The organism is Andreesenia angusta (genome assembly GCF_001855385.1).
In the GTDB taxonomy this organism is placed as follows: domain Bacteria; phylum Bacillota; class Clostridia; order Tissierellales; family Gottschalkiaceae; genus Andreesenia; species Andreesenia angusta.
This window is the reverse complement of record NZ_MKIE01000014.1, coordinates 20,270-42,985: the sequence shown is the minus strand read 5'-3', so window position 1 is coordinate 42,985 and position 22,716 is coordinate 20,270. Positions and strand designations below refer to the sequence as shown.

Annotated in this window: 33 protein-coding genes and 13 tRNA genes; 38 read left to right on the top strand and 8 right to left on the bottom strand. The window is 39.9% G+C overall.

Annotated elements, in window-relative coordinates; genetic code table 11:
- The 13 genes from EUAN_RS11210 to EUAN_RS11150 all read left to right on the top strand — a co-directional run bounded on the left by EUAN_RS11210 (position 1) and on the right by EUAN_RS11150 (position 1,238).
- Positions 1-75, top strand: a tRNA-Met gene (locus EUAN_RS11210).
- Between the two features lie 12 nt (positions 76-87).
- Positions 88-164: transfer RNA gene (locus EUAN_RS11205), tRNA-Met, on the top strand.
- A 21-nt stretch (positions 165-185) separates the two neighbouring features.
- Positions 186-260: transfer RNA gene (locus tag EUAN_RS11200), tRNA-Glu, on the top strand.
- Positions 261-265: 5 nt separating this feature from the next.
- Positions 266-341 (top strand) — tRNA-Val (locus EUAN_RS11195).
- An 87-nt stretch (positions 342-428) separates the two neighbouring features.
- Positions 429-505 (top strand) — tRNA-Asp (locus tag EUAN_RS11190).
- A gap of 29 nt (positions 506-534) precedes the next feature.
- A tRNA-Thr gene (locus EUAN_RS11185) sits at positions 535-609 on the top strand.
- Between the two features lie 5 nt (positions 610-614).
- Positions 615-700: transfer RNA gene (locus EUAN_RS11180), tRNA-Tyr, on the top strand.
- Between the two features lie 7 nt (positions 701-707).
- Positions 708-782: transfer RNA gene (locus tag EUAN_RS11175), tRNA-Gly, on the top strand.
- Between the two features lie 18 nt (positions 783-800).
- Positions 801-874 (top strand) — tRNA-Gly (locus EUAN_RS11170).
- Between the two features lie 24 nt (positions 875-898).
- A tRNA-His gene (locus tag EUAN_RS11165) sits at positions 899-975 on the top strand.
- A 13-nt stretch (positions 976-988) separates the two neighbouring features.
- Positions 989-1,063 (top strand) — tRNA-Gln (locus tag EUAN_RS11160).
- An 18-nt stretch (positions 1,064-1,081) separates the two neighbouring features.
- Positions 1,082-1,156, top strand: a tRNA-Cys gene (locus tag EUAN_RS11155).
- A 5-nt stretch (positions 1,157-1,161) separates the two neighbouring features.
- A tRNA-Arg gene (locus tag EUAN_RS11150) sits at positions 1,162-1,238 on the top strand.
- A gap of 105 nt (positions 1,239-1,343) precedes the next feature.
- On the opposite strand, the gene EUAN_RS11145 is transcribed toward EUAN_RS11150, so the two are convergent.
- The 7 genes from EUAN_RS11145 to EUAN_RS11120 form a co-directional block, all read right to left on the bottom strand.
- On the bottom strand, positions 1,344-2,531 hold the full coding sequence (locus tag EUAN_RS11145) for a site-specific integrase (RefSeq protein ID WP_071064531.1): 1,188 nt from the start codon (positions 2,529-2,531) through the stop codon (positions 1,344-1,346).
- Between the two features lie 156 nt (positions 2,532-2,687).
- Positions 2,688-3,386 (bottom strand): YHYH domain-containing protein, encoded by a 699-nt coding sequence (locus EUAN_RS12825; RefSeq protein WP_071064529.1) that lies wholly within the window; start codon positions 3,384-3,386, stop codon positions 2,688-2,690.
- Positions 3,387-3,428: 42 nt separating this feature from the next.
- Positions 3,429-4,553: a thermonuclease family protein gene (locus EUAN_RS11135; RefSeq protein WP_071064526.1), complete on the bottom strand. Its 1,125-nt coding sequence runs from the start codon at positions 4,551-4,553 to the stop codon at positions 3,429-3,431.
- Between the two features lie 59 nt (positions 4,554-4,612).
- Positions 4,613-5,062, bottom strand: coding sequence for an ImmA/IrrE family metallo-endopeptidase (locus EUAN_RS11130; protein WP_071064524.1), 450 nt, complete (start codon positions 5,060-5,062; stop codon positions 4,613-4,615).
- Positions 5,063-5,097: 35 nt separating this feature from the next.
- A complete protein-coding gene (locus tag EUAN_RS11125; RefSeq protein WP_071064522.1) occupies positions 5,098-6,180 on the bottom strand; it encodes a DUF4236 domain-containing protein in 1,083 nt (360 codons plus the stop codon).
- Positions 6,181-6,345: 165 nt separating this feature from the next.
- Complete coding sequence (locus EUAN_RS12365; RefSeq protein ID WP_084655913.1) at positions 6,346-6,498, bottom strand: (2Fe-2S)-binding protein; 153 nt, start codon at positions 6,496-6,498, stop codon at positions 6,346-6,348.
- A gap of 4 nt (positions 6,499-6,502) precedes the next feature.
- Positions 6,503-6,823, bottom strand: coding sequence for a helix-turn-helix domain-containing protein (locus EUAN_RS11120; protein ID WP_071064520.1), 321 nt, complete (start codon positions 6,821-6,823; stop codon positions 6,503-6,505).
- 157 nt (positions 6,824-6,980) lie between these two features.
- On the opposite strand from EUAN_RS11120, the gene EUAN_RS11115 reads away from it, so the two are divergent.
- Together EUAN_RS11115 and EUAN_RS11110 are read left to right on the top strand one after the other, a co-directional pair.
- The gene (locus EUAN_RS11115; protein ID WP_071064518.1) at positions 6,981-7,205 is read left to right on the top strand and encodes a helix-turn-helix transcriptional regulator; all 225 of its coding nucleotides are present in this window, start codon (positions 6,981-6,983) and stop codon (positions 7,203-7,205) included.
- Between the two features lie 18 nt (positions 7,206-7,223).
- Positions 7,224-7,472, top strand: a complete 249-nt coding sequence (locus EUAN_RS11110; protein ID WP_071064516.1) for a hypothetical protein — start codon at positions 7,224-7,226, stop codon at positions 7,470-7,472.
- Here the strand turns inward: EUAN_RS11110 and EUAN_RS11105 are convergent, their stop codons facing one another.
- Positions 7,473-7,736 (bottom strand): hypothetical protein, encoded by a 264-nt coding sequence (locus EUAN_RS11105; RefSeq protein WP_071064515.1) that lies wholly within the window; start codon positions 7,734-7,736, stop codon positions 7,473-7,475.
- 72 nt (positions 7,737-7,808) lie between these two features.
- Here EUAN_RS11105 and EUAN_RS11100 point away from each other — a divergent pair, with 72 nt between their 5' ends.
- The 23 genes from EUAN_RS11100 to EUAN_RS10995 all read left to right on the top strand — a co-directional run bounded on the left by EUAN_RS11100 (position 7,809) and on the right by EUAN_RS10995 (position 22,707).
- Complete coding sequence (locus tag EUAN_RS11100; RefSeq protein ID WP_071064513.1) at positions 7,809-8,024, top strand: helix-turn-helix domain-containing protein; 216 nt, start codon at positions 7,809-7,811, stop codon at positions 8,022-8,024.
- A gap of 14 nt (positions 8,025-8,038) precedes the next feature.
- Entirely contained in the window at positions 8,039-8,308 is a 270-nt protein-coding gene (locus EUAN_RS11095) for a hypothetical protein (RefSeq protein WP_071064511.1), read from the top strand.
- A 218-nt stretch (positions 8,309-8,526) separates the two neighbouring features.
- On the top strand, positions 8,527-9,051 hold the full coding sequence (locus tag EUAN_RS11090) for a helix-turn-helix domain-containing protein (RefSeq protein ID WP_071064509.1): 525 nt from the start codon (positions 8,527-8,529) through the stop codon (positions 9,049-9,051).
- Between the two features lie 128 nt (positions 9,052-9,179).
- On the top strand, positions 9,180-9,980 hold the full coding sequence (locus EUAN_RS11085) for a hypothetical protein (RefSeq protein ID WP_071064507.1): 801 nt from the start codon (positions 9,180-9,182) through the stop codon (positions 9,978-9,980).
- The gene (locus EUAN_RS11080; protein ID WP_071064505.1) at positions 9,981-11,273 is read left to right on the top strand and encodes a replicative DNA helicase; all 1,293 of its coding nucleotides are present in this window, start codon (positions 9,981-9,983) and stop codon (positions 11,271-11,273) included.
- Positions 11,274-11,287: 14 nt separating this feature from the next.
- On the top strand, positions 11,288-11,710 hold the full coding sequence (locus EUAN_RS11075; protein ID WP_071064503.1) for a single-stranded DNA-binding protein: 423 nt from the start codon (positions 11,288-11,290) through the stop codon (positions 11,708-11,710).
- 152 nt (positions 11,711-11,862) lie between these two features.
- Positions 11,863-12,225, top strand: coding sequence for a nucleotide modification associated domain-containing protein (locus EUAN_RS11070; protein WP_211266360.1), 363 nt, complete (start codon positions 11,863-11,865; stop codon positions 12,223-12,225).
- 2 nt (positions 12,226-12,227) lie between these two features.
- Entirely contained in the window at positions 12,228-12,488 is a 261-nt protein-coding gene (locus tag EUAN_RS11065) for a DUF370 domain-containing protein (RefSeq protein ID WP_071064501.1), read from the top strand.
- A complete protein-coding gene (locus tag EUAN_RS11060; RefSeq protein WP_211266359.1) occupies positions 12,485-12,850 on the top strand; it encodes a dUTPase in 366 nt (121 codons plus the stop codon). The genes EUAN_RS11065 and EUAN_RS11060 overlap by 4 nt, the downstream gene beginning before the upstream one ends.
- Positions 12,851-12,861: 11 nt before the next feature.
- Entirely contained in the window at positions 12,862-12,987 is a 126-nt protein-coding gene (locus EUAN_RS12985) for a hypothetical protein (RefSeq protein ID WP_281182098.1), read from the top strand.
- Between the two features lie 33 nt (positions 12,988-13,020).
- Positions 13,021-13,536: a hypothetical protein gene (locus tag EUAN_RS11055; RefSeq protein ID WP_071064499.1), complete on the top strand. Its 516-nt coding sequence runs from the start codon at positions 13,021-13,023 to the stop codon at positions 13,534-13,536.
- Between the two features lie 239 nt (positions 13,537-13,775).
- The gene (locus EUAN_RS11050; RefSeq protein WP_071064497.1) at positions 13,776-14,324 is read left to right on the top strand and encodes a site-specific integrase; all 549 of its coding nucleotides are present in this window, start codon (positions 13,776-13,778) and stop codon (positions 14,322-14,324) included.
- 187 nt (positions 14,325-14,511) lie between these two features.
- On the top strand, positions 14,512-14,901 hold the full coding sequence (locus tag EUAN_RS11045) for an HNH endonuclease (RefSeq protein ID WP_071064495.1): 390 nt from the start codon (positions 14,512-14,514) through the stop codon (positions 14,899-14,901).
- Between the two features lie 115 nt (positions 14,902-15,016).
- Positions 15,017-15,499: a phage terminase small subunit P27 family gene (locus EUAN_RS11040; RefSeq protein ID WP_071064493.1), complete on the top strand. Its 483-nt coding sequence runs from the start codon at positions 15,017-15,019 to the stop codon at positions 15,497-15,499.
- Positions 15,492-17,177: a terminase large subunit gene (locus EUAN_RS11035; protein ID WP_071064491.1), complete on the top strand. Its 1,686-nt coding sequence runs from the start codon at positions 15,492-15,494 to the stop codon at positions 17,175-17,177. The genes EUAN_RS11040 and EUAN_RS11035 overlap by 8 nt, the downstream gene beginning before the upstream one ends.
- Positions 17,178-17,189: 12 nt before the next feature.
- The gene (locus tag EUAN_RS11030; RefSeq protein WP_071064490.1) at positions 17,190-18,482 is read left to right on the top strand and encodes a phage portal protein; all 1,293 of its coding nucleotides are present in this window, start codon (positions 17,190-17,192) and stop codon (positions 18,480-18,482) included.
- On the top strand, positions 18,406-19,020 hold the full coding sequence (locus tag EUAN_RS11025; RefSeq protein WP_071064488.1) for an HK97 family phage prohead protease: 615 nt from the start codon (positions 18,406-18,408) through the stop codon (positions 19,018-19,020). Before EUAN_RS11030 ends, EUAN_RS11025 begins: the two co-directional genes overlap by 77 nt.
- Positions 19,021-19,056: 36 nt before the next feature.
- Entirely contained in the window at positions 19,057-20,172 is a 1,116-nt protein-coding gene (locus EUAN_RS11020) for a phage major capsid protein (RefSeq protein WP_071064486.1), read from the top strand.
- A gap of 14 nt (positions 20,173-20,186) precedes the next feature.
- Complete coding sequence (locus EUAN_RS11015; RefSeq protein ID WP_071064484.1) at positions 20,187-20,468, top strand: head-tail connector protein; 282 nt, start codon at positions 20,187-20,189, stop codon at positions 20,466-20,468.
- Entirely contained in the window at positions 20,465-20,794 is a 330-nt protein-coding gene (locus EUAN_RS11010; RefSeq protein WP_071064483.1) for a phage head closure protein, read from the top strand. The genes EUAN_RS11015 and EUAN_RS11010 overlap by 4 nt, the downstream gene beginning before the upstream one ends.
- A 20-nt stretch (positions 20,795-20,814) precedes the next feature.
- The gene (locus EUAN_RS11005; protein ID WP_169817384.1) at positions 20,815-21,201 is read left to right on the top strand and encodes an HK97 gp10 family phage protein; all 387 of its coding nucleotides are present in this window, start codon (positions 20,815-20,817) and stop codon (positions 21,199-21,201) included.
- Between the two features lies 1 nt (position 21,202).
- The gene (locus tag EUAN_RS11000) at positions 21,203-21,631 is read left to right on the top strand and encodes a phage tail terminator family protein (RefSeq protein WP_071064479.1); all 429 of its coding nucleotides are present in this window, start codon (positions 21,203-21,205) and stop codon (positions 21,629-21,631) included.
- On the top strand, positions 21,631-22,707 hold the full coding sequence (locus tag EUAN_RS10995; RefSeq protein WP_071064477.1) for a phage tail sheath C-terminal domain-containing protein: 1,077 nt from the start codon (positions 21,631-21,633) through the stop codon (positions 22,705-22,707). Before EUAN_RS11000 ends, EUAN_RS10995 begins: the two co-directional genes overlap by 1 nt.
- The last annotated feature ends 9 nt before the right edge of the window (positions 22,708-22,716 follow it).

Here is a 22,716-nt window from a genome sequence, read left to right as displayed (position 1 = left end):
CGCGGGATGGAGCAGCGGTAGCTCGTCGGGCTCATAACCCGAAGGTCGTCGGTTCAAATCCGGCTCCCGCAACCAAAAAACAAACATGGCGGTGTAGCTCAGTTGGCTAGAGCATACGGTTCATACCCGTAGTGTCAGCGGTTCAAATCCGTTCACCGCTACCAATTTTTCAAAAAACAGAATAAGGCTCTATGGTCAAGCGGTCAAGACACCGCCCTTTCACGGCGGTAACCCGGGTTCGATTCCCGGTAGAGTCACCAAAAGTGGTCGCATAGCTCAGCTGGGAGAGCATCTGCCTTACAAGCAGGGGGTCGTAGGTTCGAGCCCTACTGCGACCACCACTTAAGTAGATATCCGAAATCTTCGATTTCGAGATAGTCACTTACTCAGGGAACGAAGTGAGTCGAGTTTCCTTAAACAAAAAACGCGGCCTGGTAGTTCAGTTGGTTAGAATGCCAGCCTGTCACGCTGGAGGTCGAGGGTTCGAGTCCCTTCCAGGTCGCCAAAAAACAATAAAACAAATGAAAAGAACATGCTGGTGTGGCGCAACGGTAGCGCAACTGACTTGTAATCAGTAGGTTGGGGGTTCAAGTCCTCTCACCAGCTCCAAAAGAGGATGGGTTCCCGAGTTGGCCAAAGGGGACGGACTGTAAATCCGTTAGCTACGCTTTCACTGGTTCGAATCCAGTCCCATCCACCAAAAAAATGCGGGAGTGGCTCAGTGGTAGAGCATCGCCTTGCCAAGGCGAGGGTCGCGAGTTCGAATCTCGTCTTCCGCTCCAAAAGTTTCAAAAATACTCGCGGGTGTAGCTCAGTGGTAGAGCCCTGGCCTTCCAAGCCAGTTGCGAGGGTTCGATTCCCTTCACCCGCTCCAATTAGTTTTATAATATATAATATGGTGGGTGTGGCACAGTTGGTTAGCGCGCCAGATTGTGGCTCTGGAGGTCGTGGGTTCGAATCCCATCATCCACCCCATTTCAACAGTCATTGGGGTATCGCCAAGCGGTAAGGCATCAGACTTTGACTCTGACATGCGTAGGTTCAAATCCTGCTACCCCAGCCAAATAAGACAAAAATACAAGGTGGCATAGCCAAGTGGTAAGGCAGAGGTCTGCAAAACCTTTACTCCCCAGTTCAAATCTGGGTGTCACCTCCATAAAAGCACCTATAGCTCAACTGGATAGAGTGTCTGGCTACGAACCAGAAGGTTGGGGGTTCAAGTCCTCCTGGGTGCACCATACATAAACGTTGAAAAACAGCTAGTTACAAGAGATTGTAGCTAGCTGTTTTTTTATGCTTTTTCACAGTTTGGGGACAATACTGGGGACAGTTTTTGATTAAAATTATTTTACTCTATTCTTTTCCTCAAGGTCGTCAACATCGTTGAACATTATAGACTCTATTTTATCCGCAGCTATCTGATCCATAGACTGAAGAGCATGGGAATATATATTCAGAGTAGTAGAAGTATTACTATGTCCCAGTCTAGCAGATAGGGCCCTTATATTTATTCCGGCATTTATTAAGATGGTAGCTGACGTATGTCTTAATTGATGGAATGTAATCTTCTTAAGACCATTTTCTTTCAAGAATTTATTGAACCATTTAGAAGGTGTATCTGGATGCATAGGACTACCGTTCCACTGAGTGAACATGAAGTCGGAATCAATCCATTGACTGCCACAGGACAGCTTCTTTTCAACCTCACTGACCCTGTACTCCTTTACGAGTTGAATGATGCTCTGTGGGACAGATATGGTCCGCCTAGAAGTCTCGTTTTTTGGATCTTTTTCGAAAGTACCTTTTGTAGGGAGATATTGACTCGCTCTTTCGACTGTGACTGTACAGCTTTCAAAATCAACGTTATCCCACTTCAAGCCCATAAGCTCTCCAAGCCTAAGGCCAGTTGCTATAGTGACAAGTATAGCGACTCTGTACTTGAGGGGCGCTTCAGAAAGAGCGTCTAAGAGTGTACTTAGCTCTTCTTCATTATAGAAATCTCGCTTAGGCTTAACCATTTTTCCAGGCTTTACTTTTTCAGCAGGATTTGACTTTATAAGTTGCCAATCTATAGCTGTATTGAGCATAGAGCTTATGAGCCTATGGTACTTGACCACAGAATTTATAGATAGGGGAGTGCCATCATCTTTCTTATAATCTACCTGGAGATAGTTATAAAGATCAAGAAGATTGGCTGGAGATAGCTTTGAAAGCTCTATATGGCCGATATAAGGCACTATTTTGGTATCTAGATATCTCTGATAGTTGTACATAGTTTTAGGTGCTAAATTACGGCTTCCATAGTCCGATAGCCACTTATCAGCAAATGCTTCGAAAGAAAATTTTGTAGTTTTGGACACGTCACCACTTTCAATCTCTACTATGAATTTAGCAAGTTCTTTTTGAGCTTCAGTTTTATTTCGGCATTTAACGGTCCTAGTGTGCCGCTTTCGCTTGCCGTTAAGACCAAACCCAGCGGAGACAATTAATCGATAGGTATTGGGACCACGTTTTTCAATAGAACCTGACATTTTAATACCTCCTACAAGAACGTATGTTCGATTTAAATTTAAAATAAAAGTCACTAGATATACTCTAGTAACTTTTGATTTATGGTTCAATATGGTTGATATTCTTATTTCGAATATACTATCATAAAGTTCAGTAAAATTAAAGCAGATAGTGAATTACTTTGAAATTAAATTAAATCCATTAACAGGATCCCAGGTATATGAAAGACCTAGATTAGTTACAAAGTCGTAAGTTAGAGGTATATAATTTATATTCTTATAATTGATTATTGGATAAGTATTATTTACCCATAAGTTGTTGACTATTATGCCCTTATTGACTTTTGTTGCATATGCAGACATTCCACTCCAAGAAGAGCCATCCGTGAACATCTGTTTAAATTGCTTAGTATTCTTAAGTCCAATTGTTCTAGAAAACTTCAAATTACTAGCATCAGTCCAGTTATAATTTATATCAAGATAATATACTATATCAAAAGTTATAGGAATATAGGTTATATCTTTGAACAGAAGTGGAGGATATTTTGCATTTGCAGTGTTTATATTGACTCCATCAATTTTAACCGAAGTATTTGGAACTTTGGCAGAGATTTTTACAGGAGATGTAGCATTACTTCCACCAGAAGTAGAGGGAGTAGAGCTACCGCTATAAGGGCATCTTCCATTTGGATGTAAATGAGCAGGATTGCCTCCGCAGTGGTAGTGATAGTAGCCTAGTCCACTTACATTTTTGTTGTCTCTGTGTCCTCCGGAACTGTCAGTTCGTCCGCTGTGTCCAAATGCAACTGATGATGTCAAAAGTGCAAATGATACTGCCAATACTGATGCTTTTTTCATAAAACGCTTTTTTTTCATTTATCAAAACCCCTTTATATATGAATTGGTATTACTTGCAAGTTATCTTTTAGACCTTCTATATCCAGCAGCCTGAGCTTCTTCTTCAGTATTGAAATACTCTTCAGCATCAGTTCTATCATAGAACTGCCCACCAGGCACATGATATATGAGTTCTCCAGAGCTACTATGGTTTCCTTTTATTAATCCTTGACTAGAGGAGTTTGTAGGCGTAGACGGTACTTCTTGACTACTTGGAGAAGAAGTGCTCGATTGAGTATTTTCCTGTGCAAGCTGCTCTTCAGGGGCACTCCAAAGGCCCTCTCCATTAGATTTTGGAGCTTGTTGGAATTCTAAGAACCACTCATTATACTTCACATCAGGAGGATAAGTAGATACTTGGGCGTAGCCATTAATTAGGAGCTGAGCATTAAACATATTTTCTTTTGTATACTCTTTTGTAGGCTCTAGCTCAGTGGGCTGATTTAGCCAAATATAGTATAAATAACGACCATATTTATCAGTATCAGAAATATCTTTTTGAAGATAGACAGTTTTTCCATTCAAACTATTTTTAGTAAAGTTACTAGCCTCCATACCGTAATATTCAACTGGTTTGCTTGGATGAACAGTCTCAGGAGTATCTACACCTATAAGCCTAACTTTTCTAACTTCTCCATTTACTAAAACTTTAACAGTATCCCCATCAGTTACTTCTGTTATAGTAGCAGGAGTAAATGTAGTGTTTATTTTATTCTGCTCTTCAGCTTTCTTGGCCTCTAAAGCAACTTTTGCATCTAATTTTGCTTTTTCTTCAGCTCTATATGCATCCCCTGTTTTATTGGTATCGATAATAATCTTTTCAGAGTCTTTAGAGCTACTATTTTCTGAAGATTGAGCTGCCTTATTCGTAATATCTGTTTCATTGGAAGAGTACCCTAATGATACAACTGCAACTACTAAAAAACTTATACCCAAAGACTTTAAACTTTTCTTATCTTTGAATTTTATAGATTCATATAGAAAAACAATAAACATAGACACGACTAAATTTCCAATTACGTTAAATATATTGGGCAGTCCAGCCAATAAGGCTATTAGATACCACATAGTGGCTACAATCATTTTCCACATAGTTCTAGTTCTGTAGCCAGGAATAAACCTTAACTTATTTAAAAAATTTCCCAAATCAAGCCTCTCCTTTTCTTAATTTTTATTATAAAAAATTTAAAATATAGATACCAAGATTAAAACTTCTCAAAAATCCCCAATGGCTCAAAATATACTATGTAGTTATCTACTGTAGTAAATAACCCATGCTTTTCCCTGTAGTAATTCAGAGCGTTTTCTATAAATTCCTCAGTAACCCCCAGAAACTCCGCCAGCTCATGCCTATTTCTCACCCCTGATTTATAGGCATTAACTAAGTCTATTAGACCTACAAGCTTTTCATATCCCCAGTTACGGGCTGTTTTCTCAAGCTTTCTATTGGAGACTTCCGATTGATCCAGTATGTTCCCGGCAGTGGTGTAGTGATGGCCTAATTCTTCTGCTATTACACAGGCTTTTTCAGTACTTGTAAGCTTGCTATTTATCACAATAGTGCTATCAGAATAGAGTCCCTTTAGTTTACCAGGAAGGGGGCTTTCTATGACTTCAACTTCCTCTTCGTATTCAATTAGCAACTTTTCGTACATAGGAATCCCCCTTTAAGTATTTAAAACTAGCAATCTTATATTAAAACTTCATCTACAGATTGAAATCCTTTTGTTTTTAAGAACTTCATATTATGCTCAAAGTTTTGAAGTGAATCAGAAGGATCTATAGAATCCATATTTAAAGAGTTAACAGTATCTTTATCGAACTTTACAGACAGTATAGTTTTAACTTCGTGATACCCATTTGAAGTGTCAAGTACAGTATCCTGAGCATTGACTATTACAGTAGTTAAGGGGAGCAGAGCAAACATGTCCCTAGCTATTCGGATAGCGCAGCTACAAACATAATCTTGAGCTAATTCATAATATGCAGTTTTACCAATTTTTTTAGAAGAAAGTCTACCGGTTTGAGTTAAAGACTTTGATTCGGTAGGAACCACTGAATCCATTTTGACATCGAAGTTTACTATAAGAGTATCCTTATCTACAGCTCCGAATTCAAATCCACTTCCAAACTCTAATAAATCATCTAGTGGATCCATCTGGTCAATTACCATGAGGTATCCTTCAAGATCCCCCCTTAAAACCATACTAGAAAGCTCATTAAGGTTTTTCCAAGATTCAAAAGAGTCCCGATCAGCTTCCATAGCAGTATATAAGTTATCTTCAAGCTTACTTCTTTGAGACTTCTCTAGTGACTTGAATATCTTAGCAAAGATTCCAGGTTTATAGTTGTTTATTTGCTCCAGTGCTTTTAGCTCAGCAGGACCCTTGCTGTTCAAATCAAAAGGAGGGGCGCAGTTATTTATATGGTCCCAATTAATTTGATCATCACATTCTTTGTGAATAGACTGAATACTTTCTATGTAGTTGTTGTACTTTGCCACCTCCTGCTCAGCTTCTAATGCTTTCTGTTGGCGTTCAAGTTCTTTGAATGCTTGTCTATCTGCATATGTCTTTGAACGAGACTTTCCATAAGAAGAAGTAGAGTAAGAAAGGCCAGTTCCTGGGATTCCGACCGTTGCAGTTCTTCGACCACTTGAATTCACACTGTATCTCATTCCCCTAGTTCCGAAGCTTAGTCCAGCACTTTTAGTTCCAAAGTTGGCACGCACTCCGGGTGCGATTTTTATACTTTTTCTAAATCTTATTCCCATAATGATCCCCCTTGAAATTAATGAAATTTAAAATTAAAATGATTACTTTTATAGCGTATATTCCCATATATTCATATAAATAAGCTGATATGAATATCTCATATCAGTAGCTTATCAAAACTATTTATTATATTCTTCTAAAAACTTTAGAATGTCCCTAGAACATCAAGTCCCCTTAGGATGGAGCTCCTTGCACCTTCCCGCAGTACAAGCCCCTGTAATGGCCTTTATATCTGAAAGGCTATTAGCTCCATTATCTATAGCGTCAACTATCTCTTGCTCGGTTACATTGGAGCAGTAGCATATTATAGTGGACATGGCGCTAGTCCTTCTTTCTTTTGGAAAGCACATACTTCTTGAAATTCTCAATTTCTTGTAACTCTTCTTCGGTATACTCGTCTCCATCGTGATGGGCCGCTATGGTATGCACTTCTTCTATACTACGAATATCTGTTCTACCTAGAAGGTAGTCTATGCTAACATTAAAAAAATTAGCAAACTTAATTAGGAGTTCATTATCAGGCTCTCTCCTACCAGATTCATAAAAGCTAATTGATTGTTGAGTTATGCCAATTTTTTCAGCAAGATCTTTTTGTAGCAAATCTTTTTCGATCCTTAATTCTTTTAGTCTTTCACCAATCATAAGTAACCACTCCTTAAAACAGATTATACAACAAAATGATATATATAATAATGATAAACAACAAAATGAATATTAAAAATGGAAACAAGGTTGACATACAACAAAACGTATTATATACTAATCCTAACAACAAAGTGTAGTTGAGAGGAGGGAAGATATGAAAAGAGAAAAACTAATAAGCCTAAGAGAAGAAAGAGGCTTAAGTCAGACTGAATTAGCTGAATGCATTGGAACTACTCAACAGACTATATCTTGGTTGGAAAATGGGAGAAGAAAGCCAAATGTGTATTTAGCCATTTCACTTCAAAATTTCTTTAGAGTTAAAGTTGAAGATCTATTTCCGGATATTTTTTTAGGGGCTAATACAACAAAATGTAGTTAGAAAACTGGAGGTGAGGGAATGGATAGACTGAAATATCTATTGGACGAGTATGATAGAGCCTTAGACGATACAGCGAAAGATATTCTTGAAAAGATAAAGGCAGAGTCCAAGACTTATGGAGATGTAGAGAAATCTTTAGACTTACTGAAAAAGAGTATGAGCTATACATTTGGAAAGCTTAGATACGAAAGACTATTTGAAAAAATAGATGAGATTTTGGAAGAAGAAAAGAACGATTTGCCACTAACAAATCGCTCTAAGCTTTAACTAAAAGGTTTCTACAGTAACAACAGCAGAAGAGTTGAAAATCTTATTGTTTTTGTCAGTTAGATGAAAGAAATCACAAGAGCAAAGTAATTCAGCAATAGACGGTATAAGTCCATCGTTAATATGGGACCATATTTCATATTGAGGACATTGCGATACTCTTGTTCCATTTTCATCAGTAAACTTTGAGATTGGAGTAATCATCTGACCTTCATGCAACTCTAAGCTATCTCCGTTTGAAAACCTTAAGAGAGCTTGATTCATAATATCACCTCCTTCCGGTCTAATAATACCCTTAACTGGAAGGAGAAAACTGAAAAAGAGGAGGTGAAATAAATGAAGCCAGTTACTTTTACAGCTAAGGAAGCAGCAGAATATATCGGCATAAGCTACTACACGATTCTTGAACTAGCCAGAAAAAGACAGATACCACATACACCAGTCGGAAGAAGAAAGCTTTTCAGAAAGGAGTCTTTGGACAACTGGATGACAGAGCAAGAGAAGCTTTCTCAAGAGTTTGAAAGCAGTTTTGGAATAAGACGTGTCTATTGAAGGAGGTAATGAAGATGTTAAACAGAAATCAGGTTGAGAGAATATTTCTAGAGCTATCTATCAGAAAGGCGGACATAGATAGTGCTGTTCAAGAATTGAAGAGCAGATATGAAGATTCAAAAAGCAAACTCCAATTCGCAAGGGACAGAGACTCTGAGGAGAACATTGAATTCTGGGAAGATACTGTGGAAACATATACCTACTTGTTGGAGTCAAAGAGTAAGCAGCACAAAGAAATAGAGCAGCTTCTAGGGGAAGTAGACGTAGCCCTTAAAAACTTTTAACTGTCTGATGCCAATATTATTCATTTATTGCTATGGATTGAACTATAGTGGCATATATGGCTTAAAAAGCAAATCATTTAAAGAAATTCAATATGTATATGTCCGGACATTTTTCAGGAAGGATTGCACTAGGATTGGGTTTGCTTTAAATATATCTAAATCAGGCTTATATGTATAGCTGAAGGTTATTCAAAATATGAATGGTTAGGAGGATGGATATGAAAGATACAGCAAAGCTCATAAAGCTTTCAAGGGAAAGAGCAGGAATGTCTCAGGAGCAGTTGGCATACACTGTGGGAATTACCCAAGCTACATGGAGCAAGTATGAAAACGGGAAAGTAACAATGCCGGACGATATAGCTAGAAGAGCTATAAAGGTTTTAAGAGACCCCAAGCTGAAGCTTCAGTGCAGCTTTATTCAGGGGACTGGCTTGGTGAATACACCGCTTTTGAACAATATTGACGAGAATATAATTACAGGCCTTGTGTGCCTTATAGAAGAGGCTAAGGAGGCCATAGAGTCCAGCGAAAGGCTTGTAAAGAAGCTTAGAAACAGACAGGGCAAGAAAGACATATGCAAAGACGAATGGGAAGAGGTGCTGAGCTGTGAAGAGCAGATAGTGGACCTTTATCCAGCGCTTAATATGCATTTTGTAAGAATGACCGAAGTCTACGGTCTAGATATTGAGGAAATGGAGAGACGGGCTTCCAGAAAGCTCAGGGAAAGAAAATATATCAGATAGGAGAAACGACATGGAAAAAAAGCATAAAAAAAGAGCTACTACAGCGGGAACTGTAATAACTCAAACGGTTAAAAATATCCTTAAGCCCATTATATCACAGGGCTACATTCAGGTAAAGGAGTGATTTCATGGAGGGTTGGATTAAGGTTCATAGACAGATTAAGGACCATTTTATATACAAGGACTCGGAGACTCTCCATGTCTGGATGCATATACTTTTGAACGCTACACATGAGGGGAGACAGACTGTCCTAAATGGAAAAGTAGTGGAGCTACTGCCAGGGCAGATGATATTTGGGAGAAAAAAGTGGTCAAGAGATCTTAATATTAGTGAAAGTAAGATAAGGAGTAGGATAGACCTGTTCGTTGAGGCTGGTATGATTTCTAAGATATCGAATAATAAGTATTCGATACTTACTGTTAAAAACTGGTCTGAATATCAAAAAAACAACCACCAGTCTAGCCAAAACAAAGACCAACAAAATGACCAGTCAGACAGCTTGGAAATTACAGAAGAAGTCGCAGTAGACGACCAAGAAAAAAGCCATACAGACGACCAACAAAAAACCACAGTCAAGAATGAAAAGAATGTTAAGAAAGATATATATAGCATCTTTGAGTTCTGGAATGAACAAAAGATAGTGGTACACAGAAAGCTTACTGGAAAAATGGAAACAGCAACTAAGGGAGCTTTAAAGGATTACTCAAAAGACGAGCTTCAAGAGGCTATAGCAAACTACTCTCAGATAGTCAAAGACAGCAGATACTACTTCAACCATAAATGGACACTAGAAGAGTTTGTGAGAAGAGGGCTTGAAAAGTTCATGGACGGAGCGGTGGCTAGAGAAAACTATCTAAACGGCACTCAGGGCATAGCAGCTCAGAAGCAAGAAAAAGAAAATTGGAGAGACACAGGGAGGAGATTTTAGATGCAAGAGGTATTGAGACTGGAACAAGCCATACTGGGAAGCTTTGTAGTAGACCCAGCAGCAAGAGAGTTTTCACTGGAGCTTTCAGACGACGACTTCCTAGATAACAGTCACAAGAAGATATTCAAGGCTATAAGAGCCCTGGCAGACGAAGGACAGGATTTTTCGTACTTTGAACTGGCACAGAAGAGCGGGCTAAGCATATTGAATATAAGCGGACTCACAGACATGGTGACAACCACAGCCAGGATAGAAAACGAGGTAAACCTTCTAAAGGACAAGTCCAGCAGAAGAAGGCTCTTGGAAAAGGCTGAGTATATAAAAGAGCTTGCTATGAACAAGGAGCTTGATATAGACACCATAAAGAACAACGCCATGCAAGAGATAGAAGAGGTCAAGGTCGTAATGAATGACGGAGTGGTGAGTCTGAAAGAGGCGATGTTAGACACTATAGAAGTGCTTGAGAAAAGGGCTGAAAACAAGGATGACAGGTCTTATCACACGAGGGTAGGAAAACTGGATGTGGCTACAGCAGGGCTTCATCCGGAAGAGCTTACGACTATAGCTGCAAGGCCGGGAGTAGGAAAGACGGCCATAGCCATGCAGATAGGGCTTAATATAGCTAGCAACAAGCGAAAGGTTATGATGACAAGCCTTGAGATGTCCAGCGTCCAGCTTTGCCAAAGGATTATAGCGGCCAACTCCGGACTGGATGGAAATGATCTGAGGAGAGGTAACCTTGACGGAGAGGGCTGGAGAAAGACAATGGATGTCGGCCAAAGATTTGCAACAGAGAACTTCATAATCGACAAGACAAGCAAAAAGCCTCAGCACATAAGGTCCAAGATAAGAAAGCACAAGCCGGACCTGGTTATAATCGACTATCTACAGTTGCTACAGCCGGATGAGAAGCTAGGGAGCAGAGAACAGGAAGTATCGAGCATGACAAGAGCCCTTAAGCTTATGACACTCGAATTCAAGATACCGATAATCATACTTTCGCAGTTAAACAGAAACGCAGAGGGGAAAAGACCGTCGCTTGCAGACCTTAGAGAGTCGGGGGCCATAGAGCAGGACTCGGACAATATAATATTCATTCACAGGCTTACAAACAGCGAGCTGGGCGACATGATAAGCGAAGGCATATATAGCATAGACTTCTTGGAGGAAATGAAGGCAAAGGGAAATGTGTTGGCTGATGTGATACTTGAAAAGCAGAGAAACGGCCCTACTGGATCATTCGGTATGGTTTACGTTCCAAAGCTGATGAAATTTATAGGGCTTGATAAATAAGGAGGAATGAAGATATGAACAGCGTGGTATTGATAGGCAGATTGTGTAGGGATCCTGAACTTAGATACCTTCCAAACGGAGGGACAGCAGTATGTAATTTTTCTATAGCTGTAGATAAGCCGCTTTCGAAAGATAAGAAACAGGAGATGGAGAGTGCAGGCCAGCCTACGGCAGATTTTATAAATATAGTAGTGTGGGGAAAGATGGGTGAGAACAGCGCCAACTACCTGAAAAAGGGCAGAAACGTAGCCATCCAAGGCAGAATTCAGACAGGAAGCTATACGGCAGCAGACGGAAACAAGAGATACACGACAGATGTAGTAGCAGAAAGAGTCCAGTTTATAGACTGGGGAAGCAGTAACAAGCAGAGTGATGATTCAGCTCCGGCAGGATTTCATGTTGACAATTCAATAGATGATGAAGACGTTCCGTTTTAGCATACAGGCCAGGTAAAAGCTTGGCCTTGAAAATAAGAATAGCTGAAAGGAGGATAGGATGGAGAGACTATATATTTTGGTTTTGATTATGGCGGTCACAGTGTTGGCCGGGCTTTTCAGAATAAGAGTAGAGAAAAGGAAGGAGAATTAAAGTGAGAATAACGACAATGGAGATAACAGTTGAGGATATCAGAGACTATGTGGCCATGTACGAGAACTACGACAGGCCAGCTATACACAAGGCAATATGCGACAAGCTTAACGACACATACAGTCAGAAAAACAGCGACTACGGAAACAGCTTCACTAAGGTAAGGGACGAATATCCAGAAGCTATATCCATAAGACTTTCGGACAAACTAGAAAGGCTTAAGACGCTGAAAGCCGGGAAGAAAGCTTTAGTCAGTGATGAAAGCATAAAAGACACGCTGATAGACCTTGCAAACTACGCAATAATGGAGCTTGTGGAAATGGAGATAGATGAAGACAGAATCGGCAGCTTGGGAGGGAGATAATCATGTTTCTTAACTTAGGATTTTACAACTTGGTTGCACTAGATAGGGTTACAGCTATAATTAAGTACGGAAGTAACCCCAGCAAGAATCTCAGAAATAATGCCATAGACCAGGGAAAATTTATAGATGTTACAGAAAATAGGGGTATTAGTGCGCTTGTAGTCACCAACGACGGATTTGTGATTGCAAGCTCAGTGACCTCAAAGGTGCTTGGAATAGAGAGGATAAACAAGCTGGAAGAGTATACTAAGAGGAATATTTGAAAGACAAAGGAGAGGAGACTAAAGACATGCAATTAGCTGAATTATTTAAACTGCAAGAAAAGCTGGATAATGAGATTATGAATAACCACTTTATCACAGAGATAAAGCCTGAAGACCTTTTAAACGAGAGATTACTGGCACTACATACTGAAGTTTCAGAGCTTGCGAATGCGACTAGGAGCTTCAAGTATTGGAGCACAAAGGGGCCTGAGCCAAAGGGAAGGCTGCTAGACGAGTACGCAGATATACTCCACTTCTGGTTAAGCGTAGGACTGTCTCTTGGATTCAGTCCAAAAGAAGTTATAGACGCTTATATAGCCAAGCATGAGAAGAACTATATAAGGCAGAAAACAGGCTACTAGGAGTGGGTGCAGTGGGAAAGACGGTTGAAAGAATAGTGGAAGGATACTTCAGGGGAGAAGATCTGTCTGAGCTTATAAAGGTGGAGTTAGAAGAAGCGAGAAAAGCTGAAAATAAAGGAGCTTACGAGTCCAAGTGATACTTGGGCTTTAAGCTGTTTAGGAGGGTATGTATGGAGAAGATAATAGAGGCGGAGCTAAGGGATTTCAAGAGAAAGAAGTCGGTTATAGAAACGACACTTGCAAGGGTGGATGCATACAAAAAAGCTATAGAAGACCCGGAAAGCTTTAATGGAATAATGCCAGGGAATAACAGAGAATCGGGAATGCCTAGAGGAGCTTTTGTAGGCTCGATGGTAGAGAAGGTGGTCATCGACAAGGAGGAGGCGATATCAACTTTAAAGGAATGGATAAAGGATGACTTGTCGAGGATATATCCGCTGCAGGTAGAGGTGGAGCAAATAGGTGGAGCTATGAACGCTCTGAACTCTCAGCAGAGGTACATAGTAGAATGCAAATACCTTGAGAATATGTTTTGGAGGGATATAGAATACGGATTCAATGAAAAGTTCAAGAATGACAACTATATAGGCTATGAAAGGCTTAAAAAAATGAATAAAGACGGGCTTGCCGAGCTGACCAAGATACTTGAGACGTTCTACTCCAGGATATATGGTAAGGGCGAATAGAAGAGTTATACAGGAGACTGGATTTAAAGCCTTATAATCGGATTTATGAGGTCGTTTTTGAAAAGTACCTGAAAGATACCCGAAAAGTACCTGAAAAGTACCTGTTTTTGATTTTAAAACATGATAGTATGGTAGCATAGGAAAGAAGTACAAAGGATTCTATACCAATCAGAGTATGGAAAGGTTTTGAGAAGGCACTGAGAGGTGTCTTTTTTTATGCAATAAAACGAGGTGGAGTGATGAACTACGTTGAACCAATAAGGGACTTGGACACACTTGAAAATATGTGCAGGTACTTGAAAGCAAGCAACGAAAGAAACTACGTCCTATTCTTGATGGGGATATACACCGGACTTAGAATTTCAGACATACTTAAGCTTAAAATCAGGGATGTCAAAGGGAAGCACGAGATAAGGCTTAGAGAGACAAAGACAGGAAAGCATAAGAGTATACCGATAAACAGCGTACTGAAGAAGGCGCTAGAGGAATACTTTACAGGAAAAGATCCTGACGACTATATAGTTAAAAGCAGAGTTGGATATAACAAGCCTATATCAAGAGAGATGGCCTACAAGATACTAGATGGTCTTGGAAGATCTTTTGGAATAGAGACATTAGGCACACACACTATGAGAAAGACTTTCGGATATCATTACTACAAGAAGACAAAAGATGTAGCGCTGCTACAGACAATATTCAATCACTCATCTCCAAGCATTACGCTACGCTATATTGGGATAGTGCAAGACGATATAAACAAAGCATATAAAGACTTTAGATTTTTCTAGAGGATGGGCTTTGTTTTTATATATTTTTGAAAGCAATTACTCATAATGCGTATACGTTAAGTTACAAAAAGTAAAATATCACCAAAGTATATTGAAAACATATATTTGGGCGGTATTGATGAATGACACAGAATTATAGATATGTGTAATTTGATATACAAAATAAGGAATAAATGGGGGTGAAAATATGAGTTCCAGAAGTAAAAAGCCTTGTAGAAAAATGGGCTGTCCAAATCTAGCAGAATATCCAAATAAATATTGCAAGGACCATAGTGCAGAAGAGGAACGAGACAGAGCAGATAGGAATAGGTTCTACGATAGGTACACTCGGAATGATGAAGACAGCAAACAGTTCACTGACTTCTACAACAGTACACGCTGGAAGAAGGCTAGATCTATGAGGCTTCAGATAGACAACGGGTTATGTCAAGTGTGCAAGGGCAGAGGGCTCATAACGATAGCAGACACAGTGCACCACATAGTCGAGGTCAAGGAGGACTGGGAGAAGAGACTAGAGATGGAGAACCTAGTGAGTCTATGTAGGGCATGTCACAATGAGATTCATAAAAATAAATAGATATACCCCCCAATAAAGTAACTTTTAAAAGAAAAGTTCTAACACCGTCGCCCCAGTCATGAAGAAATAGTCGCAAGTTTTGACAAGGGGGGGTAAGCCTGATAGGAGGGATAAAATGGGGAAAAGAGGACCTGCTTCAAAGCCTACAAATTTAAAACTACTACAAGGCAATCCGGGGAAAAGACCTATAAATACAAACGAGCCTGAATTTGAATCTTCAGAAGAGCTCTTGAAACCACTCCCCCATCTAAGCACCTATGCTAAAAAGGAGTGGAAGAGGCTTGCCCCACTGCTGCTTAAGAATGGACTCCTGACAGAAGCAGACGTAGCTACTTTTGGAGCCTACTGTCAGTCTTATCACAGATGGGTAGAAGCTGAAAAGCTTATAAGAGCACATGGATTCACAACGATAACTGACAAGGGTAATGTGATACAGCGTCCAGAAGTAGGAATAGCCAACAAAGCTATGGAGCAAATGACTAAGTTTGCAAAGGAATTTGGACTGACACCTAGTGGGAGAACACAGCTTCATATTGAACGGCCTGAAGATATGGCAGATCCATTCGTAGAGTTTTTAAAGGGTGGTAGAAATGGCTAAGGTAGATAGAGTTACGAAGTACGCTAAAGAGGTTTTAGCAGGGAACATGGTGGCAGGGGAGCTTGTAAAATTAGCTTGTCAGAGACATATGGATGACTTGAAAAGGTCGAAGACAAGGGCTTACCCATATAAGTTCGACGTTGAAAAGTCTGAAAGAAGCATAGATTTCTTTGGGCTTCTTAGACACTCTAAAGGAGATAAGGCTGGAGAAGTAATAGAGTTGGAACTATGGCAATGCTTTAGGATTGGCTCGGTATTTGGCTGGGTGGAGAAGAAGACAGGACTTAGGAGATTCTTTGAAGCTTATAATCAGGTGGCTCGTAAGAATGGAAAATCAACCGAGGCGGCAGGAGTTGGAATAGAGCTCTTGACGATTGATGGAGAGCAAGGAGCTGAAATATATTCGGCAGCTACAAAACGAGATCAGGCCAAGATAATATTTGAAGAGGCAAAGCGAATGGTGAAATCATCGCCACATATCAAAAAACATGTAGATATGTTTCAGTTGAATATGAATATGCCCAGCACAAACAGCAAGTTTGAGCCATTAAGTGCAGACGCAAATAGCCTTGATGGGCTCAATATACATGGCGGAATAATAGACGAGCTTCATGCACACAAGACCAGGGACGTCTACGATGTACTCGTAACAGCTACAGGAGCAAGAAAGCAGCCACTGATATGGATAGTGACTACAGCTGGATTCAATACGAATGGAATATGCTATGAGCGCTATGAATATGCGCTGAAGGTACTTAAGGGAGCAGTGGAAGATGAAAGCTACTTTGCATATATAGCGCAACCAGATGAGGGTGACGACCCATTCGATATAACTACTTGGAAGAAAGCGAATCCAAATCTGGATGTATCTGTTTTCAAAGAAGACTTGGAGAAAAAAGCGAAACAAGCTAAAGAGATACCAGCTGCACTAACTAACTTCATGGCGAAACACTTAAATATATGGGTCAATGCAGAAGCTTCGTGGCTTAACATGGTCAAATATAACGAGTGCGAAGAGGCAAACCAGGACATAAGTATAAGCGATTTAGAAGGCAAAGAGTGTTACTGTGGGGTGGACCTTTCAGCCACTACAGACCTAACGTGCGTCAACCTAGAATTTGCACTTCCAGATGGCAGATATGCATGGATAAGCCAGTCATTTCTGCCAGAAGAGGACCTGAAAGAGAAAGAAAGAAGAGACAAAGTAACTTATGGAGCTTGGGCAAGGGAAGGATACATAACCTTGACGCCGGGAAGCGTGATAGACTACGACTGGATTCAATCGTATATAACAGAAAAGGCCAAGATATACAAGATTAAAGAAATAGACTTTGACCCTTGGAATGCTACACAGTTCGCTAATGGAATGATGAACGAAGGGTTTGAGTGTGTAGAGATACGACAAGGATATAGAACAATGAGCGAGCCTACAAAGGACGTTGAAAAGCTAGTTTTGGAGAAAAAGCTAGTCACATTCAACAATCCAGTCCTGAAGTGGGCTTTTTCTAATGCTGTTGTAAAGATAGATCCAGCGGGCAACGTGAAGCTCGATAAAAGCAAAGCAACTCAAAAGATAGACCCTGTAATAGCCGGTATAACAGCTCATGTTAGGGGAATGCTTGGAGGAACAAGCTTTGACCTTAATGAGCATATTCTTAGCGATGACTGGGGACTATAAGGGGGTGAGATATTGAAAATCAGGAGTATATTTGACCGGTTTAAAGTTGAGAAGAGAACTGCAACTACTGAAGAAACTACATTTGGCTCTATGGGACTGTTAGCGAATGAAACTATAACTCCCAAAGAAGCTTTTGGGAACATAGGAGTAGTATTTGCCTGTGTAGAGAGAAGAGCTAATGCACTTGCAAAGCTTCCAGTTCATGTTTTCAAGAAAACAAATGAGGGAAGAGTGAGAGACTCAAAGCATCGACTAGACTATCTTTTGACGAGACGGCCGAATAAATATCAGACACCATCTGCATTTAAAAAGTATATAGTCGTATCACAGCTGTTATGGGGAAATGCTTATGTCAAGATGGTGTACGGAAAAAACGGAGCTATTGAAGAGCTTATTCCACTGGATCCGTCGGTTACTAAGCTGATAAAAAAGAACGGAGAGTATTGGATACAGACAAACGAAGATAATAAAAACGTCGTATATGCTGAGGAAGAAGTTATACATCTGCCCTATATATCGATAGATGGCAAAGAAGGAAAGGCGCCGCTTACCGTGGCCAGAGAAAGCGCAACAAATATAAGAGCAAAGCAAGAGTTCGAGAGCAATTTCTACAAGAATGGAACGCTTGTAAAAGGAGCTCTTAAGGTACCATCGCAGTTGAGTAAAGAAGCTAAAAAGAAAGTTAAGGAAGAGTGGAGAGAGCTTTATGGCGGAACTCAAAACACAGGGGATATAGCTGTTCTAGACGCAGGCATTGAGTGGCAAAACATATCGCTACCGCTAAAAGATGCAGAATATGTACTCTCCAAAAAACTTTCAAGCACTGAGATAGCAAATATATTCAACGTCCCTTCTTTTTTGCTAAACGATATGGAGAGGTCTACATTCAACAACATCGAGCACCAGAATATGAGGTTCATTTTGGACGTAATACAATCTGACTGCATAGCGATAGAAGAAGAGATTAACTATAAGGCTTTCACTGAAAGAGAGAGCAACAGTTATGTGAAGTTTATATTGACAAGCTCTCTTAGAGGAGACAGCGCCTCACGGGTGAGTTTTTATAAAGAAATGATTGGAATGGGAATATTCTCGATAAATGATGTCAGAGAGCTAGAGGATAGAAACAGCATAGGGGAACTTGGAGACAAGCATTATTTCAGCCTTAACTACACTACGCTGGACACCCTTGAAGGTCATCAGAGAATAAAGAAAGGAGGTGAAAATGATGAGCCAAGAGAACCGAAAAGCAGTGGAGAAGGAGCTAAGGGTGATGACCCAGATGATGGAAGCAAGGAGCAGTGATGATGATACTGGAAAAAGGTCGCTAACTGGTTATGCTGCTAAATTTAACGAAGAGAGTGTTCCGCTTAGAGACTGGTGGGGGGATTCCTTTGTAGAAGTGATAAGTCCAGGGGCATTCAGAACTTCACTTGAAAACAATACTGTGAAAGCTTTGTTCAACCATAATACAGACTTTGTGCTAGGCTCTACCAGATCGGGGACTCTGAAGCTGGAGGAAGATGGCATAGGGCTAAGATTTGAGCTTGATTTACCGAATACCCAAGTAGCAAATGATCTTTACGAAGGAGTAAAGCGTGGAGATATAGATGGAGTTTCATTCGGATTCAAGGTAAAAGATGATAAATGGGCTGAAACAAAGCTAGGTGATGGCTGGAAAACAATAAGAACTCTCAGAGAGATAGAGCTTATAGAGATATCCCCCACACCTTTCCCAGCCTATGAACAGACAGAGGTGGATTGTAGAAGCTTAGAAGCTATGAAGGCGCAGAAGAAAAATGAAGATATAGAACTGGCTTTGCAGAGACTTAGACTAGCATAGTGCGTTGCACATTAGATATAAAAAGGAGGACTTAAAATGAACAAAAGAATGAGAGAGATTTTGGAAGAAATAAATGCAAAAAAGGAAGAAGCTAGATCACTTTTGAACGAGAAGAAAGTAGAGGAGGCTAGAGCTATAACCAATGAAGTGGAAAAACTTAGAGAGGAGTTTGAACTTGAGAGTTCCTTGGAAGAAGAGGAAAGGAGTCAGGTTCAAAGAGGCATAGAAAGTGGCTCAATTAAGCCGGAAGGTGTTGATGAAAAAAGAACTTTCTTCAAAGCACTTAGAGGAGAGGTACTTTCCGAGGAAGAAAGAGCACTGGTTGTTGGTGGAACGAATGAAGAAAACCTCATAGTTCCACAAGACATAAATACACAAATAAACGAACTAAGAAGAAGCTACAAAAGCGCAAGAGAGCTTTTAAATTACTATCCTACAAACACGCTGACAGGATCATTTGTGTACGAAGATGCCACGACTATAACCGAGCTTGTAAACTTTACAGATGGAGGCGATGTTCCAGGAGCAACAGATCCTAAGTTCAAGCCTGTGTCTTATGCCGTAAAAGAATACGGAGGACTACTCCCAGTTTCCAATGTACTTCTTAAAAATGAGGCTGGCGGATTAATAAGCTATATAGGGAACTGGTTCAATAAAAAAGCTGTGAAGACTGAGAACAAGAAGATATTCGAAGTACTACAGTCCAACAAGACTGCTAAGGCCATAGCTGATTGGAAAGCTCTTAAAAAATCTATAAATATCGACTTAGATCCAGAACTTGCAACAGATATAGTGATAGTAACGAACCAAGACGCTTTCGATGTGCTTGATGCTGCACTGGATGGCACTGGAAGACCTATACTTCAGCCTAACCCTACCAACCCTACACAGAAAATGTTTGGGGGATATCCGGTAGAGGTTTTTTCAAATGCACTTCTGCCTACAACGGGCACGACTACAAAGAAAGCCCCTATATTCTACGGAGCACTTAAAGAGGGGGCTACATTCGTAGCAAGGGAAGGTCTAGAGTTTGCAACTTCAGAACATGCTGGATTTGCTAAGAATCAGACGCTTATAAGAGTTATAGAGTTGTTTGATGTAATACAAGCAGACAAAGATGCCTATGTGTATGGAGAAATAACAGTATCTTAAGGAGCTGATAGTGAGTGGAACTACCTGAAATTAAAACATATCTTAGAATAGATGGAATAGAAGAAGATACTCTTCTTGCTGGACTACAGGTGTCCAGTGAGAAGTATCTAGAAAATGCAGGGGTCAGAAAAGACTACACAAATGAACTCTATAAAACTACGATATGCCTTCTTATTTCGCATTTTTACGAAAATAGGCAGTTCGAGCAAGTCGGAAGTCATGTTGCAAGAATGAGCCTTAATTTGGATACTATGATAAACCAGCTAAGGTATAGTCAAGAGGATGTGATTTTATGAATCCAGGAGAGCTGAGACAGCGAGTAAAGATAATAGACCTTTACGGCTATGGATTTAATGAGGCTGGCGAGAAGGTACAAATACCATCTACTGTAGGAATTGTTTGGGCTAAAGTAATACCCATAAGAGGGCGTGAATACACGGAGGCTAAGAAAATAAGGCCGGAACTTCAGTACAGAGTGACTGTAAGATATAGAAAAGACATTCACCCCTCAATGATTTTAGAGTGGGAGGGAAGGGTCTTAAAAATAGAGGCCGTCATAGACATAGCTGGAAGACATACCTATATGGAGCTTAACTGTGTAGAAGAGGTTGATAGTCAATGAGTGGATTCGAGATAGACGGATTGAACGAATTTATAGAAAAAATAAAACTTGTTGAAAAGAGAGCACCTGACAAAATAACAAATAAGCTTAATAGGGTTGGTGGAAAGCTCAGAACAGCTGCTAAGGCAAATACTCCAATGTTAAAGTCAAAGGGAAAGACGATAGTTAAAAGCTATAAGCTCTATCCAGTAGAGAAAGTCGGCGATTCATATCAAAAAGGCATAGCAAATACTGCCCCTCACTTTCACTTAGTAGAGAATGGTCATAGGAAAGTAACTCCAAGCGGAAATGAAGTTGGATTTGTGGAAGGACAGTTCTTCTTTGAAAAAACAGTAAAGGAAATGGAGCAGCCAATAGCGGCTGAGCTTGAAAAATGGCTAGACAAGCTATACGAGGAGTTGAAATGATGTGGACTTTGTAGAAATAAAAAAAGCTGTAAATACGGTTTTAAAAACGAATTTTCCAGACATAGATATAAATGCAGGAGAGACAAGAGAAGGCTTCAAGAGGCCTTCTTTTTTTACGCAAATAATACCAGTGGTGAGTGAATTCGAAACCCAAAACTATAAGTCGAATAAGCTGATAATTGTAACGAACTATTTTCCTAAAAAGAATATAGAACTAGACAGCCTAAAGATGATGAACAGCTTGCAAAGAGCCTTTGGGATGACTTTGAAAGTAGGAAGTAGGGTGCTGACTCTTAAAAATATAAAATCCTCGATAGTAGATGAAATAGTTCAATTCAAATTTGATCTGGACTACTTTGAAAATATAGAGAAGAAAGAAACAACCACTGTCATGGGTGAAATTTTAACTAATATAAGAGGTGATAATTAATGGGACTACCAAGTATTGATATAAGTTTCCGTGAAGCAGGTGCGAGAGCTTTAGAAAGAGGAAAGAAAGGCACAGTGGCTCTAATACTAGAGGATACTTTGCAAGCAGGTGCTATAGAGATATCAAGTGTTACAGAGATTCCTAGCGGTCTTAATGATTTCAACAAGACGCAGGTAGAGCTTGCATTCTTGGGATATCAAACCCCTCCTAAGAAAATAATCCTATATATAGTTCCTGTTGGAACTGAACTAGCTCCAGTAAGCTATACAGAGGCTAAAGAATACTTAGAAACTGTAAAGTGGAATTACCTAGCCATTCCTGAGATTTCAGAAGCAGATGTGCCATCAATTGGAACATGGATTAAGAGCCTTAGAAGCACTAAGCGCAAAAAAGTTAAGGCTGTATTGCCTAACCACCCAGGCGATCACGAGGGCATTATTAATGTCACTACAGCCTGGATGAAAACAAAAGACAAAGAGTACACTGTAGCTGAATATTGCGCTAGAATAGCAGGCCTTTTATCGGGGACTCCACTTAGCATTGCATCTACATTCGCTCCGTTACCAGAGGTAATAGACTGTGAGAAGTTGACCATAGAGGAGTACAATTCTAGGATTGATGCAGGGGAGTTCATGCTTTATCACGATGGTGAAAAAGTCAAGGTTGCTAGAGGAGTAAACTCACTAGTAACTACAACTGAATCTAAGCTAAAAAGTTTCAAGAAGATAAAGATAGTTGAAGCTATGGACTTGATATATGACGACGTAAGGATGACAGCAGAAGACAACTATCTTGGAAAGTATGCAAATAGTTATGACAACAAGTGCCTTCTTATAACAGCGGTAAAGGGCTACCTAGAGGAGCTAGAACGAGAAGGTGTTCTGTTGAAGGGTTCCAGCGTAGTTGAGATAGATATAGATGCTCAAAGAGCATATCTGAAAGCTACTGGATATGCTGTTGAAGAAATGAGTACAAAAGAAATAAAAGAAGCAGAAACAGACGACAAGGTGTTTTTGAAAGCTAGCATAAAAATACTAGACGCTATAGAAGATATCACACTTCCAATAGCAATATAAGGGGTGATT